Annotated in this window: 13 protein-coding genes; 1 reads left to right on the top strand and 12 read right to left on the bottom strand. The window is 49.7% G+C overall.

The features are described from left to right. Positions 1–68: 68 nt before the first annotated feature. The 3 genes from KQI79_RS24635 to KQI79_RS24645 all read right to left on the bottom strand — a co-directional run bounded on the left by KQI79_RS24635 (position 69) and on the right by KQI79_RS24645 (position 5,127). Positions 69–1,160, bottom strand: a complete 1,092-nt coding sequence (locus KQI79_RS24635) for a GntR family transcriptional regulator (protein ID WP_216540968.1) — start codon at positions 1,158–1,160, stop codon at positions 69–71. 117 nt (positions 1,161–1,277) lie between these two features. Continuing rightward, positions 1,278–1,958 (bottom strand): GntR family transcriptional regulator, encoded by a 681-nt coding sequence (locus KQI79_RS24640; protein ID WP_216540969.1) that lies wholly within the window; start codon positions 1,956–1,958, stop codon positions 1,278–1,280. A 175-nt stretch (positions 1,959–2,133) separates the two neighbouring features. Continuing rightward, positions 2,134–5,127 carry a glycosyl hydrolase gene (locus tag KQI79_RS24645; RefSeq protein ID WP_216540970.1) on the bottom strand — a complete coding sequence of 998 codons (2,994 nt, stop codon included), beginning with the start codon at positions 5,125–5,127 and terminating at the stop codon, positions 2,134–2,136. Between the two features lie 285 nt (positions 5,128–5,412). On the opposite strand from KQI79_RS24645, the gene KQI79_RS24650 reads away from it, so the two are divergent. After that, on the top strand, positions 5,413–6,693 hold the full coding sequence (locus KQI79_RS24650; RefSeq protein WP_216540971.1) for an ABC transporter permease: 1,281 nt from the start codon (positions 5,413–5,415) through the stop codon (positions 6,691–6,693). On the opposite strand, the gene KQI79_RS24655 is transcribed toward KQI79_RS24650, so the two are convergent. From KQI79_RS24655 to KQI79_RS24695, 9 genes are all read right to left on the bottom strand, one after another. After that, a complete protein-coding gene (locus KQI79_RS24655; protein ID WP_216540972.1) occupies positions 6,654–7,127 on the bottom strand; it encodes a DMT family transporter in 474 nt (157 codons plus the stop codon). The genes KQI79_RS24650 and KQI79_RS24655 overlap by 40 nt on opposite strands. A 17-nt stretch (positions 7,128–7,144) precedes the next feature. Continuing rightward, positions 7,145–7,846 carry a Crp/Fnr family transcriptional regulator gene (locus tag KQI79_RS24660; RefSeq protein WP_216540973.1) on the bottom strand — a complete coding sequence of 234 codons (702 nt, stop codon included), beginning with the start codon at positions 7,844–7,846 and terminating at the stop codon, positions 7,145–7,147. 39 nt (positions 7,847–7,885) lie between these two features. Continuing rightward, the gene (locus tag KQI79_RS24665; protein WP_216540975.1) at positions 7,886–8,311 is read right to left on the bottom strand and encodes a DMT family transporter; all 426 of its coding nucleotides are present in this window, start codon (positions 8,309–8,311) and stop codon (positions 7,886–7,888) included. Positions 8,312–8,471: 160 nt separating this feature from the next. Then, positions 8,472–9,212 carry a Fic family protein gene (locus KQI79_RS24670; protein ID WP_216540976.1) on the bottom strand — a complete coding sequence of 247 codons (741 nt, stop codon included), beginning with the start codon at positions 9,210–9,212 and terminating at the stop codon, positions 8,472–8,474. A gap of 49 nt (positions 9,213–9,261) precedes the next feature. After that, entirely contained in the window at positions 9,262–9,474 is a 213-nt protein-coding gene (locus KQI79_RS24675) for a hypothetical protein (protein ID WP_216540977.1), read from the bottom strand. A 68-nt stretch (positions 9,475–9,542) separates the two neighbouring features. Continuing rightward, on the bottom strand, positions 9,543–11,444 hold the full coding sequence (locus KQI79_RS24680; RefSeq protein ID WP_216540978.1) for an RICIN domain-containing protein: 1,902 nt from the start codon (positions 11,442–11,444) through the stop codon (positions 9,543–9,545). Between the two features lie 77 nt (positions 11,445–11,521). Continuing rightward, on the bottom strand, positions 11,522–12,358 hold the full coding sequence (locus KQI79_RS24685) for a carbohydrate ABC transporter permease (protein ID WP_216540979.1): 837 nt from the start codon (positions 12,356–12,358) through the stop codon (positions 11,522–11,524). A 2-nt stretch (positions 12,359–12,360) separates the two neighbouring features. Continuing rightward, on the bottom strand, positions 12,361–13,221 hold the full coding sequence (locus tag KQI79_RS24690) for a carbohydrate ABC transporter permease (protein WP_216540980.1): 861 nt from the start codon (positions 13,219–13,221) through the stop codon (positions 12,361–12,363). 78 nt (positions 13,222–13,299) lie between these two features. After that, entirely contained in the window at positions 13,300–14,637 is a 1,338-nt protein-coding gene (locus KQI79_RS24695) for an ABC transporter substrate-binding protein (RefSeq protein ID WP_216540981.1), read from the bottom strand. Between the last annotated feature and the right edge of the window lie 136 nt (positions 14,638–14,773).

Here is a 14,773-nt window from a genome sequence, read left to right on the forward strand (position 1 = left end):
TTTTATAATTTAATGTAAGCGCTTCACAATGATAATAAAATATAACATTATATTTTTATATATTAAATTCAATATAAAATTGAAGTGCTTTTTACAAAAGAGACAGGAACAATGACTCTTCGAGCCTCTTGTTTCCCGTTTATTTGCTCCAGCAGAAGCTCCACGGTCAATCGGCACATTTCCTCTTCATTTTGGCGAATATACAATACATTCGGGATGTCCGGAGGATCGAACGTAACGATTTCGAGATCGTCCGGCACCCTCTTTTTCATCTCGTTCGCAGCTTTGTAGGAGTATCGGCATAATTCCGTATTGACGGTAATCACGGCGGTTAATTCCGGCCGTTCCCTCAGAAATTCGCCGATCTTGTCGCCGGCTTTGCCGGAAGCGATCGTATCCAACGGCAACAGGCACCATAAGTTTTTGTCGATGGACAATTTGCGGTCTATATACGCCTGTTCGAATCCTTGCGCTCTTTCGTCGGTTACCGTGTTGGTGATTTCCGGAGAGATGAGCGCTATCGACGTATGGCCTTTCTCCAGCAAATATTCAACCGCTTCTTTCGTGCCGTTTGCATTGTCCGAACTGACGCTGTAAGTCTTGATCTCCTTCAGGTAACGATCGATAAGGACAAAAGGAAACTTTTCCAATGAAAGCCGCAAGATAGAATCATTGTAGGTCTCATTCTCGACGGGGAAGATGATCATTCCATCTACGCCTTGCTTCATGAAGGATGCTATGACGTTCGCTTCCTCTTGTTGGGATTCCCGGGTAATCCGCAACATTAATTCGTAGCCTGAAGCGGTCGCGTATTTCTCAATGTTATCAAGGAAACGCTGGTCGACCTTCGTCTTCATCGTAGGCACAACCAGTCCGATCCGCCCGCTTTTGCCGGGCAAAGCCGCCCACTCCCCCAGCCTTTCGTGAGCGGGCGAATTCTCCGGCCTGCTTAAGACAAAGGTGCCCTTCCCCTGAATTCGGACAAGCAATCCTTCTTCCATTAGCCCGATCAGCGCATTTTTGCTTGTGATTTGGCTAACACGGTATTTTTCGGACAGTTCCTTTTCGGAAGGGACCCGATCCCCTTCGCGGAGCGTTCCGAGCGCGATCAGACGTTTAATGTCATGCTGAATTTGCTTATAAAGCGGCAATGATTTCATAGGTCACCCAACCTTTTATATCATATAAGTTATATTAATTATACTATTATAACTTTTTGTTCATCTTGTAAAGAAGAAATGGCCGATCGAATCTATCGATCAGCCATTTCGTTGCATCTATACTTCTTCTAATGCTCGTTTATAATGAATCGGTACAGTAATTCTTCGGGGGTCAAAGCGTCCGTGCAACTGTTCGGAGAGCAATTCAACCGCCAATCTGGAGATCTCGTCTTCCTGTTGCCGAATATGGGGTATGCCCTCCAGATCCGCGTCGTCGAATGTAACCAGTACAAGAGGAACCCGATCCAACGACAACCGCAGTATTCCATCGTTGTAATTTTCCCGTTCGACCGGAAATATAATGAACCCGTCTACACCTGTCTCCCTGAATTGTTCGATTGCTCTCGCTTCTTCGTCCTGAGACTCCCGCGTAATGCGCACCAATATATTGTAATGCGCTTCTGTACAATATTTCTCCAGACCGTCCAACAATCGCTGATCGTTTTTCGTTTTCATAGCAGGCAAGATGACAGCGATTGTTTTATTGTCACCGGTTGGAAAGGTGCGTCGCCGCTTCGCTTCGGGCGATGTTCGTACGAACGTGCCCTTTCCTCGATATCGACTCAACAAACCTCTTTCCACCAATCCGTTTAAAGCGTTCTTGGCCGTAATCCGACTGACCCCGTACTGAAGCGAAAGATCCTTTTCCGAAGGCACCAGATCCCCTTCGGCAAGTTCTCCCGATTGAATGCGCCGTATAATATCATATTGAATCCGCTGGTATAACGGTCGGTTCATAAAGTCCCCTTTTTTCATGCATTAGTCCAAATATACTATATTTAGTATATCATATTTTTCCAATGAAGATATGTTTCGTTTAGAAAGCATTTCCCGATAAAAAACCGCGATTGCGCTTCCAAGCGCATGCGAAAGGCCCGGTCGTTTCTAACGGCCGGGCCTGAACGAATATGCGTTATTGCGTATGTTGATACGTAGGGGAATCGTACTGCGGACCTTGCTTTTCGTAGGTGAACCAATATTGCAATACAGATCCGGTCGAAATGCCGCTAACGATATGCTCCCATGTTCCTTGGTTGTCGGTCATCCGGAAATTTTGCTGCCCCTCCCCGTTCAAGATGTAATGCACGTCCACATAGTTCGAAACGTATCCGTTCGGCGTGAAATAGATGCGGGCCTGCGACGAAGAAGGCTTGGTCGTTCCCGCGGTATAATCCGCCGTCACGAACGGTCCCGAACCGTTGCTGCCGCCGCTATCCTCCACTTCATAAAAACGCCACTTCTGCGCGCCCGATCCGTTGTCGTTCCAAATTTGTACGTTCGTGCCGTTCGCCGTCCCGCTGCCGCTCACATCAAGCGCCTTCCCGCTGTTCGGGTTGATCAGCTTGTACGTGCCGTCCCCGTTGGATACAATCTGCCATTTCTGCGCGCCCGATCCGTTGTCGTTCCAAATCTGCACGTTCGTGCCGTTCGCCGTCCCGCTGTTGTTCACATCAAGCGCCTTCCCGCTGTTCGGGTTGACCAGCTTGTACGTGCCGTCCCCGTTGGATACAACCCGCCACTTCTGCGCGCCCGATCCGTTGTCTTCCCAAATCTGCACATTCGTGCCGTTCGCCGTCCCGGCCGCGTTTACATCGAGCGCCTTCCCGCTGTTCGGATTGATCAGCTTATACACCTTCCCGGATTCGACGCCGTCTCCTCCCCCCTGCCCGTTTCCGGTACTGAAGCTATGAGCCGGCACCGTGACGACATGGCCGTCCGAGAACGTGACCGTTCGCGCCTGGCTTGTCATGTTGTAGACAACATACGTTTTGACGCCGCCTTTTTTGAACACGGCGTAAATGGGATAATCCGCCGTCACGGTCGGATCCGCGTTGCCCAAGGCGTCCAGATTGTATATCCAATGGTAGGCCATCGCTTTCGAATTGCCTGCCTCTGGCGTCAATACGGCTCCGCGCGCGTTCCAGAAGTTTTTGGCCTCCGTAATGTTGGATATGGCGCGGTATTGGTATATCAAGTCCTCCCATGGATCGAAATTCGTTCCGCCGTTTTCCGCCACCAGCGCGTTATAATTCTCGGCCGCATAGTTCGGATGATGGGTAAGATAAAGCGATGCGCCCGTGATCGGCAGCCAGTTGATGCCGTGCACTTCCTCGGGATTCGCCGTCCACCATGTGGCGTCCCCGACGGTTTTGCCGCCCCACACCATGCTGGCCGTCGATCGGGTGAAGCCGGCCGGGAAGTTGCTGCCGGAAACGTCGAACCAGTATTCGTTGATCGCTTGCATCTCCGTGGCGTACAAATAAATTCCGGCGTCCCGGATCGCCGTATTGCCCGTCGCCTCGCCCCACAAAATCATGCCGGCCCAGGCGTTCATCCCCTCGGAAGAGGACTCGTTATTGTTGCCGTCTCCGAACTTCGCATGTCCCGACGCCCAGGAATGGCCGGCATACGGATCGAAATTGCGCATATACGGAAACATCGTGTCGCTGCGGTTCCAGTTCGCCATATCCCGGATGAGAAGATTGACCATCGGTCCCCAGTTGTCGGCCCACGATTTGTCGACCCGCGCAAGTTCCGCCGCGGCCTTGACGAAGTAGCCGTAATGGAAGTGATGGTCGTTCAGTTCCGCTGCCGACCCGTAGCTGTCCGGATAACCGATCGCCGTTCCCCAATTGTTATCGTAATAGAACAGATTTTGCGATTTCATATTGCCGGACGAATCGCTCGCTTTCAACCATCTTTCCAGCGTTTGCCTGATTTCGCCCCGGAATTTGTTCGCCGCGGCCGTGTCGCCCAATTGATCCGCAATCGGGGCGAGCGAAGCAAGCTTGCCGAGCCGCTTGCCGACCCAATACGTATCCTGCGCACCCGTATAGGTTTCAGATTCGGCCTGATCGATATATTGCTGCAGCGTGGTCCGGTTATAAGTGCCCATGTCCGGCAGCGACGGGAGCACGCCGGTGAATTTCACGGCCGTTTGGAACGAGCCGCCTTCCCCGACTTTCATTTGTCCGTTGACCGTATTGTAGGTATAGGACAACAGCGGTGCGCTCGTATATTTCCACTGGTGCGGATACAGCGCGAACAGGGTTCCGGTTTGGGTACCTTGTTTGGCCTGCGTGCTGTACGTAAACGTAGTCGTTACGGTGCCGCTCGCCGCATTGTACGAATAGTTGATCTGCGTATTGGTCACGTGGGAGTAGGCGTACTGCGCAAATTTGTTCAAGGTGGCGCTGCTGGCATCCGGAAGGACGGCGACTGAAAAGTAAGCGCTGCCATTATTGGTTAGCGTTTTCGATCCGATTCCGCTCCAGGTGCTTCCGCTGGCGCCGAACAGGCCGTAATGGGCGCCCGCAATCGTCACGCCGAGTACCGGAGTGGAAGAATTGCCGGACCAAACGGACGGCGTTTCCGCAAACGCAAGCTTCGGACTCCCTCCGTTAAAAGTGAAATAAACGTAAGGCGACCCGTGCCCGTAAGAAACATTCATGGAATTACCGCCGCTCTGATAGAGCGCTCTTACGAACCAGTCGCTGAATCCGTCGACTTTGGCGTCGGGGAACGTCCCGACGGCGGAATGTCCTACGACAAAATCGTGAATATCGTTCATCCAGCCGCATATGCATGCCGAATTGGATGTGATCCGATTGCCCGGATAATAGATTCGCATGCCTTCGGCCTGATGTTTCACCGCGAGCGGATGCGGATACTGGGCTTCGGAGAACGGGACCCATGCCAGGCTGCTCCACCAATCGTTGGTTTGCATTTTGCCCGTTACGTTGCCGGTTTTGTAGATTTGCGATTGCGGAGCGGACGCTCCAGGCGGAAGGGCGGTGGAATAAGAGCCCGCACCCAACGAAACTTCGCCGGGAAACGCGAACGAGACGGCCGGCAGCAACGCGACGCTCATGGCGAGCAGCATCATACAGACAACCAAGTTACGCATTATTTTCTCCTCCTTTAATCCATTCTTATTTTCACGCAGCGCTTCTTCGCATGAACATGCCTATAACCCCCGATCCCCCTTTCTTTCATTTTTTTCGAAACCTGAATCTATGAAAATCTTTGCTAGTAAATTTATTATTTCAAGGAAATATATGGTTGGTCAAGAAATATTTACGAAAATTTTACGAAAATATTTGAATCCCGTTCGCCCCCTTCTCATAATCGCGCTCCCTATCACGCATAATAATTGGTAAATCAAGCAATTCCAAGCAAGGAGAACGAAAGCGTGAAACGATTATTTCAGTTAAGTTCCACCTGGTTTCCCATATGGTTAATTTCATTGCTCATGCTAAGTATGATCAGTGTGTACTTGCCCGTTTTTGGCGGAGACAATCGAAATATAACGCATGTTCCTTTAATCGTCGCGAACGAAGACGAGGGACATGCCGGAGATATTATCTTATTGCATCTTATCGAACAGCAAAACGGGAGCGCCGTCGACTGGACGTACGCGAAAAGCAGGAAGGAAGCGTTGAACGATTTAAAAAACAATAAAGCTTACGGGGCGCTAGTCATTCCCGCGGATTACTCGAAACGTCTCGCGCAAATTCGCGATACGCTCCTTGCGGGGAACGAAGGCGGGGAGCCTGCGACGCTGCAAATGTTAATGAACGAAGGGATCGGCCAATCCGCGTCGATGATTGCAACCGGCATCCTGCAAACCGTCGCTTCTTCCGTTTCTGAGGAGGTTAGCGGCAGCCTTGTGCAGCAATTGGGGCAAAAAAGGGTGCTCCTGTCTCCCGCAAATGCATCTCTAATCGTAAATCCCGTTCGGTCAGCCGCCGAAAATGTGCTGGGGCTTCCGCTCCATCTCAATAAAGGAATGACTCCGTTCATGATGATCCTTATTACTTCGATTTCGGGAATTATGGGAGCAAATATGATTCACGGATATTTGATGCGGGGCAACGGGATGCTGCAGAAACAAGGCGCTGCGGTCAGCGAATCGAGGCTGTTGGCGTCCGAATTGATGCTCGGAGCGGTTTTAGCGTTATGCGTCTCGGTCGTTTTGCAATTGGCGGTATTCGGATTTTTCGGAAGCGCGCACGCCTCCGGCATTTGGATTATTTTCTTGTACACCTTATTTTGCTGCTTGACGATGCTTTGCTTATTTAAATCGCTTGCCTTGTTTTTCGGGGGCTGGGGAATGCTGGTCATGTTCCCGGTGAATATTATGGGCATATTTTCGAGCGGGGGCGCGGTTCCTTTATCGACACTGCCCGTTGTACACCGGATATTCAGTTTCATTCTGCCTACCCGGTATATGGTGGATGGGATGAGGGCTTTGCTTTATTATAACGGAAGAATGCAAGCGGGACTCGGGACCGCCTTATGGGCCATAACGATTTATTTTGTTCTCACATTGGCGATCGTCATATCTTTTATGGCGAAAATGAACAGGAAAAACAAAGTCAAAGCGGCCGATCCGAATGCGGAGAAAATCAATATCCAATTGGACAACGGCATTCACCCGGATTCCCCGGATTCTTTGGAAAAAGAGAAGTAAGGTTTTTTCAATTTAAAAACGAAAATGCCGACGACGATGACCAGTACGCCGACAAACTGTTTGAACGTAAAAGGGACTTTCTCCAAACCGAGCCAGCCCAGCGAGTCGAACAATAAAGCAAAGCCGAGTTGCGACGTCAGAACGATCGAGATGGCATACGTCGGTCCAAGCAGCCGGATCCCCCGCACGAGACAAATGACGACGCCTACGCCGACCAAACCGCTGAACCAGAACCAAGGCTGCATATTGTGCAATACAAACAAACGCTGCCCTTCAAAGATAAAACCGATCGTCAACGAAGCCAGAAATCCGAGCCCCAGTACTAAAGTGGTTGTCGCCCAAGAGCCGGCGCGTTCGTTCACTTTATTGTTGAAAATGTTTTGCAATCCGACCAGCGCGCCCGAAATAAACGCCAATAGCAATCCTATCATCATGACTCTTTACTCTCCCGTCATTTTTCGTAAATATTATGGTTGGCCAGCGCGCTTAATCCTTCCCGGTCCTTCACGAGAATGCATCCTTTGTGGCGCTCGATCAACCCTTCCTTGCAGAATTGCCGGATGACCCGATTCAAATGTCTATAGCTGGTGCCGATTAAATTCGCCGTATCCATGAGATGGATTGCGCTCGGTTCTTCGGTGAAGAGCGAGCCGGATTCGTCGAAGGAGACGGACAATAAATAACTTGCCAAGCGCACTTCGACCGGATACATCAAATTAAAGCTCAACGAATTGGATTTAACCGCGAATTTTTGCGTAATGATGCGCAGCAGAAATTGCAGGAGCGGCGGGTAATCCTTGGCGTATTTTTTCAACCAGCGATGATGAACTCCGATCATAACAACGGACGATACCGCTTCAATCGTATTGAGAATGTCGGTACCCTGGACGTATTCAATATCCCCGACCACTTCAAGCGGCGTTTTAAAGGAGAGAATCAAAGTTTTGCCTTCGGCCGAGGTCGTGTAGACTTTCACCTTCCCTTTGACGAGCACGTACAAATATTGGGAAGGATCTCCTTGGGAGCAAACGAGTTCTCCCCGATCGAAACCGTACAACGATAAATGCGGTACGATCTGTTCATGAAATACGGATTCGATGCGATGGATATGCAAGTAATGTTCCAGCAATGCGCGGTCTTTCCATACTTTCACGTTCCGGTCTCACCTCTAGCCTTCGGTCTTTGCCGATGATTAAAACTTCAAGATCAAAACGCCGACGATCATTAAGCCGATGCCGATAAATTGCGGCAGCCCCATCTTTTGCTTCATGACGCCGAACCAGCCGTTGCGGTCGATGAGGAAGGTCAGACACAACTGGGCAATTAGCGCCGCCGATATCGTTAATGTAACCCCGACCTGATGGATCGCCGTAACATTGGTGTAAATAATGATCGCCGCCAAGGCGCCCCCGGTTAAATAGAGCGGTTTCACTTGCTTGAACCCTTGCCAGCTTCCGTCGCGGACGAACAGGAAGATCAGGGAGGCGGCAACGAATCCGGTCAACTGGGTAATGGTAGCCGCTTGCCATGTGCCGATATCTTGACTGATCCGGGAATTGGCTACTCCTTGCAATGTAATAAAAAATCCTGCCATAACCGCAAATAGGATCCCTCTCATGGTCGCACTCCCTATTATAGATGTTGTAATTATTAAAAGATATCTTCGTGCCGTTTGGATAGGACATATGTCCTTTTTGAATTATTATAAGACGAACATTGATGTCAACGTCGACAATGGGAAAAGGCCGGCGAAATGCCGGCCTGTCCCTTGGGTCTATTTACTTGACCGCGCTAATATATCTTGTCAGACTTTCTTCCACACATCCGGCAATGAACTCGATAAACGGCTCCAAATCGCCTTTTACGCTTGCTGTCTCCAGCACCTCGTAATATCTCAATCGATCCGCGCTTGCCGCTTTGACAATAGCCGGCGGAAACCCGTATTTCATCAATATGAGATTCATTAATAACCGTGCAGTCCTCCCATTTCCATCTGCAAAAGGATGGATATAAACAAACCGGAAATGGAATTCCGCGGCGAGCGAAACGGGGTGAAGATTATCTTTATGCACGTTGTACCACTCTATGAGCTGTCCCATTTTTTCGGGGAGTACTGCATAATGCGGAGGCTGAAGCTGCGAACCTGAGATCATAACGTTGATTTTCCGGTATTGTCCTGCATTTTCATCGTCAATGCCTTTAAGCACCAAGTAGTGGATCGACTTCATTACATATTCGGTTAATTCAACGTCCCGTTTTACAATATCTTGAACGTAATTAATGGCTGCGGAATGATTCACAACCTCAAAATGCTCGCGCAGCTTCTTACCGCCTATCGTTAAACCTTCTTCCAGGACAAACTTCGTTTCAAGCAAAGTCAGCGTGTTTCCTTCGATTGCATTCGAGTTGAACGTCCACTCTACCCGATATACCTCGTCTAGATTTTTGACAGCAGCAGGCGGCAAGGGGCGCAATGCATCCAATTCCCTTTTTAATCGGTCTATTCTATTGAAATTCATATCCCCGCCTCCCCCGCTTTACTACTCATTATATCACAGTGCATAGGATTTAAACGGATTCTCGCGCGCCAAAGATGCCTGTGCCGTAATAGATGAGCTTTTTATCGATGGCAGGCAACGGTCCCGTACGGTCCTTAAGCTTATTGGCCGACAGGCTTTGGATCGAATCCTCCCCGAGGCCGTCGATATGGGCTTGCCAAACGGCAACCGGGAAATCGTCTTGGAACTCGATCACTATTGAAAAAGAGAAATTGAAAAACACCCCTTAAAATCGGCAACAACCGCGAAAGAAGCCCGTTACCGGACGTCTCCGCGGTTGAGCGGGGTACGCTATTGAACCTTCTCCAATCGCCACTGTTGATTCAGGCCGTTATGGTACGTATATTGAACGATGCTCGCTCCGTTGTCGGTCGATTCGCCCCTCACATCGAGGAGTTTGCCGCTGTTGCGGTTGATGAACATATATTTGCCGCCGCCGATGTTTTGAATTTCCCATTCCTGATCAAATATGCCCAGATCGGACCATTGCAGCACTTTGGCGCTGTCTGACGAGGAACTGGCGCTTACGCCGGCGACCTTGCCGCTATTGCGGTTCACGATCTTGTAGTATCCGTTGCCGACTTCGACGAATTTCCATTGCTGGCTCAACGTATTATTCTTCTCCCATTGATTCAGCTGTACGTCATCGTTCGTGGAACTCCATGGGACATCGAGCAATTTGCCGCTATTGACATTGACGATATGATAATAGTCGTTCGGATCGAAAGTCTCCGCCCCGCCTGCGTAAGAAGTGCCGCTAATGACAAGCGTGGTGATGGAATTGGCTTTGGCCGTTGCCGTAAACGAGTGGCCGGCAATGGAAATATCGTCAAGCCGAGCCAGATCCTCCGCGGCTGAAGTGCGGTACGGCGCAACCGAGCCGGCGATGCTCGCGAACTTGGAAAGATCGAACGTGACGTCTTGATCCGTTGCGCTGCCGTTCGTCGTTACGATTACGGTAGTCCCGGTTGCCGGATCGTACGCCGCCAGCGAGTTGGCATCGTCGATCGCGATTAATTTATAGCCCGGGCGAATAAACTTGCTGTAATTGCTCATGGCGTAAAATTTCTTGGTCAAATACCAGTTCTCCGTCCCCCCGGTAAAATCGGCATGAATGATTCCCCAGTTGTCGTTGGAACTGACCATGTTGCCTTCGTCCTCAACGGCTTGCCAATACACCCAGGCGCTTGGAAGCATCTGCTTCACATCGATTAAGATTTGATTGGACAGATTCAATGCGGGCGCGATCGAATGATGGTTATGTCCGCCCGCCCCGCCCATGCCGACTTCGGACATCCATAGTTTCTTGCCGTTGCTCTTGGCTACGTTATGCAACTCCACGCGGCGAGAACCGTTATACGTATGGGTATTGATTCGTGAAATATATGATTTGGCCGTGCTGTCATACGAGTGAAACGAATCGATCATCCAATCGATGTTATTTTCGTCGGAGGCGGCGACGGTCGTGCCTGTAATTCCTCGCGCGATCAATCCGTTCTGCGTGTCTTTGATGATTGCATTTTGCGCGCTTCGGTCGAAGTGGGCTCCCTCTTGTTTGCCGTAAGCGAACCAGAACGGAGAGTACGACTCGTTCACCGGTTCCACCGTCTCGAATTCGATATCCCATTCATCCTTAAAATGCTTCACGACCTCGGCTAAATAATCGCCAAAGGGAGCGAAATATTGGGTTTGCAAATTATTTTGAATGCCTAGAATCGAACCGGAAGCGCACTGGCTATTGGTCATCCAATAAGGAGGGGAGTTGGAGAAAGCTTCAAACTTGTTCGCGCCTCTCGCTTTGGCCGCTTGCAGCATCCATCGCTGATTGGCGTCCGCGTTCCAATCCCAAACTCCCGGGGATGGTTGGAATCCTTCGATTTCCGCACCCGGCCGCATATGATCATGGGACGGATTTTCGCCGCCGCCGATATTATATCGAATCACGTTAAGGCCCATTCCCTCTTCCAGGGAAAACAACTTATCGGCAATCGCATTTCTCTCGGCATCGGACCAGCCGCCAATAACGTTTCCAAACCAGGCCAGCGATGTCCCCCACCCCTCCCAATCCGCATATTGCGCGGAAGGATCGACCGAGATCACGCTTGCGGCCTGAACTTGCTGCGGCATGGCTAAAGTCGCGAAGACGGCCAAAGCAAGCATTCCTGATAGAATCATGTTCATCCAACGTTTCATACCATCTACCCCTCTCACTATAGATTTGATAATTTGAATGCGTCAGCAGAACGAACCGACGCGTTTTACGCGTTCCTTTACCCTTTTACCGCGCCATTGGTAAGACCGCCGATAATTTGTTTTTGCGCGAACAGAAAAAATACAATAATCGGAATCATCGTCAATACCGCCGACGCAAAGGCGAGGTTCAGGTTCGTCGTATATTGGCCGAAAAAGAAATATTGCATCATCGGGATCGAGCGTACGGCGGTCTTCTGCAGTACGATTAACGCAATGCTGAATTCGTTCCACAGCCACATGACATGCAAAATCGCCACCGTGGCGGTAATCGGCCGGAGCAACGGGAACACAATTTGCCAGAACATCCGGAACGGACCGCAGCCGTCGATCACAGACGCTTCCTCCAATTCGCGGGGAACGCTTTTTATAAAACCGATATACAGAAACGTAGAATATGGAATGCTCGTTCCAACAAGCATGATGATATAGCCGTAAAGCGTATTGATCATATCCAGCGATTTTAAAATTTTGTACACAGGGATGATAATCACTTGAAACGGAACCATAAGCGCCGCCAAAATGAGTAGTTCCGCGAATTTATATAAAGGCTTGCGGGAGTTGCGGGAAATGGCAAAAGCGGCCATGGAGGCGCAAATAACGATACATAGTACGCCGGAAACGGTACTGATCGCGCTGTTGAAGAACGATCTTGTAAAATGCGTGATTTCCCAAGCCGAGCTAAAGTTGCTCCACGCAATATGGGACGGTATCTTCAATAAGGAGTCGGTCGTTTCGGCCGGCGTTTTCATCGCCATCAAAAGGCTGATCAGGAACGGGAAAAGAAATAGAAGCGCCAGCGCATAGGTTAGCAAGCTAATAATAACGTTTGAAAGTTTCCATTTATTTTGCGGCATCGTTACATTTCCACTTCCTTACTGCGCAACATTCGCGACACCGTCCAACCGATTACAACAAGGGCAATCAGAAATACCATGGAAATCGCTTGACCGTACCCCGCTTTCTTAAAGTCGAACAAATGGCGATAAATATAAATGGCGATCGTTTCCGACGCTCGCACCGGTCCGCCGTTCGTCGCAATGATCGGCGTCGTAAACACGCGCAGACCATAGGTGATCGCCAAAGTGACATTGACGGTAATGGCAGGCATGATCATCGGAACGGTTACATTTGCGAATTTTTGCCATACGGTTGCGCCGTCCGCTTCCGCGGCTTCATACAAGTCTCTGGGGACGCCGGTTAAGGCCGATAAATAGATAATCATGCTGATCCCGACACTGTTCCATATATCAATCCCGACAATAGCCGGCATGACTGTGTCCGGACTTCCGAGCAGGCTGTTAATGCCGAACAGAGTATGAAATACTTCGCGGTAGATAAATCCCCAAATAAACGAAACGAGCACCGCGCTCAGCACTGTCGGCAAGAAAAAAATAACTTTGGTTACATGTTTGCCTGCAAAGGACCGGTTCACCGCCATCGCTAACAGCAGCGCCAGCGAGTTCGAAAAAACGACCGACAGAACCATATAATAGAGCGTGTTTCTCATCGGAATGAGAATGTCGTCGTTTGTAAATATTTTTGCGAAGTTATCCAATCCCACAAAGCGATATTCAGGAATAATCCCGTTCCAATCCGTGAATGCGACATGAATCCCCATAAAAAAAGGAATGATCATCGCAAAAGCGAAAAAGGCGAATGCCGGAACCAAAAAACCGAAACGGACAAGTCCATCGCGCCATCGAAATCGAGTAGACATCGTCATTCCTCCAAGTAACGATTCTCCCGGGACGACCGGGAGAATCCTATCTTCAACAGAAGCGCTTTTCACAAAAGCTTATTTTTGTAACGGACGTATTTTGTTGAAATTATCGTCAAGCTGTTTGATAGCTTTATCCACATCGTGATTTTTATCGAGAATCAAGGATGTAAGGCCGTCAACATAAGCGTTCCCTAATTCCGTACTTACAAAATCGGGCGAGAACTGCGACCAGTCAAAGGTTTTGCCCGGTTTCAAGTAGTTGGCGTCCAGTTCGACATAGGTCGGATCGAAATCCGGTTTCAACCCTTTGATGACGGAGATCCCTTTTTTGTTATTCTGGAATATTTCTCCTACTTCCGGCGTAGAGAACGTTTCCAGCAATTTCAGAGCCGCCTCTTTATTTTTCGATTTCGGATTCACGACGATCCCGCCGGTCGATTTCATGGCAAATTTGGCGTCATCCGGATTTTCGGTCGACGGGAAGGCGAATAGACCGATGTTCGCGTCCGGATTTTTCGATTTGGCGCCGTCCACGGCCCATGTGCCGTTAATGACCATCGCGGCTTTGCCGCTGGCGACAAGCTCCTGTACTTTATCCCAGTTCGTACCCATCGGATCGTCGTTCATATAAGGCAGACGCTGCACGAATCGAGTCAATACCTCTTTAAAATGTCCTTTATTATCGGCGAAGGTCGCTTTCCCCGCCTCGACATCCTTGATCCAATCGGTATCCGAATTGACGCCGGTTACAAGCAAGTCGGGATTGATATCCCAGCTAATGACCCAGCTGTCTTTAAAGCCCGCCGCGATCGGAACGATTCCCGCCGCTTTCAATTTCTCGCAAACGGCAAGAAACTCGCTGTACGTCTTAGGAACTTCCGTAATGCCCGCTTTGACGAACGCATCTTTGTTATAAGTGACGCCGCCTCCGTTCGTGTCGATAGGGAGCGCCCAAATTTTCCCGTCTTCGGATTTCACACCGTTCAAGTATTGCTCGCCGATATTGCCCAGGAAAGGCTGTCCTGTCAAATCGGCGGCATATCCTGCATCGATAATTTCCTGATATCCCGGTATATCGTCGATCATGTAAATGTCCGGAACGTCGTTAGCCGCAACTTTGGTGTTAAAAAAGTTTTTGTACGTCGTTCCTCCTTCGGTCGCGATCACTTCGACGTCGATATTCGGATTGTTCTCTTTAAACTTTTGGATGCCGAGATCGATCCATTTTCTGGCGCCTTCTTCGCCAAAATGATGTACCCATGTCAACTGCACAGGCTTGGTCGACGCTTGGCTCTCTCCTCCCGTTTTCGTATCTGCCCGGTTCGCCGTATTTTGTTCGCTCTTCGACCCGCATGCCGACATGACACCTGCCAAGAGAACAACCGCGGCGACAACGGCCAACGCTTTTTTCATGCAAGAAACCTCCCTCATATAGTATTTCTTGAAGGCAGTTTTGAGTTTACTTCCAGTCCCCTAGGGGACTGGCGGCCGCCTTCAAAATTTCCAGTTGATCTTTGAAAAATAAATTTGGGACTGGACTTTCCGGAAT

Source organism: Paenibacillus sp. MSJ-34, assembly GCF_018918005.1.
GTDB lineage: Bacteria > Bacillota > Bacilli > Paenibacillales > Paenibacillaceae > MSJ-34.

Excerpts from the sequence above, each read along its gene's own strand:
- KQI79_RS24690 (WP_216540980.1), bottom strand. The coding sequence starts at position 13,221 with ATGTCTACTCGATTTCGATGGCGCGATGGACTTGTCCGTTTCGGTTTT.
- KQI79_RS24645 (WP_216540970.1), bottom strand. The coding sequence starts at position 5,127 with ATGCGTAACTTGGTTGTCTGTATGATGCTGCTCGCCATGAGCGTCGCG.
- KQI79_RS24635 (WP_216540968.1), bottom strand. The coding sequence starts at position 1,160 with ATGAAATCATTGCCGCTTTATAAGCAAATTCAGCATGACATTAAACGT.
- KQI79_RS24665 (WP_216540975.1), bottom strand. The coding sequence starts at position 8,311 with ATGAGAGGGATCCTATTTGCGGTTATGGCAGGATTTTTTATTACATTG.
- KQI79_RS24640 (WP_216540969.1), bottom strand. The coding sequence starts at position 1,958 with ATGAACCGACCGTTATACCAGCGGATTCAATATGATATTATACGGCGC.
- KQI79_RS24685 (WP_216540979.1), bottom strand. The coding sequence starts at position 12,358 with ATGCCGCAAAATAAATGGAAACTTTCAAACGTTATTATTAGCTTGCTA.
- KQI79_RS24695 (WP_216540981.1), bottom strand. The coding sequence starts at position 14,637 with ATGAAAAAAGCGTTGGCCGTTGTCGCCGCGGTTGTTCTCTTGGCAGGT.
- KQI79_RS24670 (WP_216540976.1), bottom strand. The coding sequence starts at position 9,212 with ATGAATTTCAATAGAATAGACCGATTAAAAAGGGAATTGGATGCATTG.
- KQI79_RS24655 (WP_216540972.1), bottom strand. The coding sequence starts at position 7,127 with ATGATGATAGGATTGCTATTGGCGTTTATTTCGGGCGCGCTGGTCGGA.
- KQI79_RS24680 (WP_216540978.1), bottom strand. The coding sequence starts at position 11,444 with ATGAAACGTTGGATGAACATGATTCTATCAGGAATGCTTGCTTTGGCC.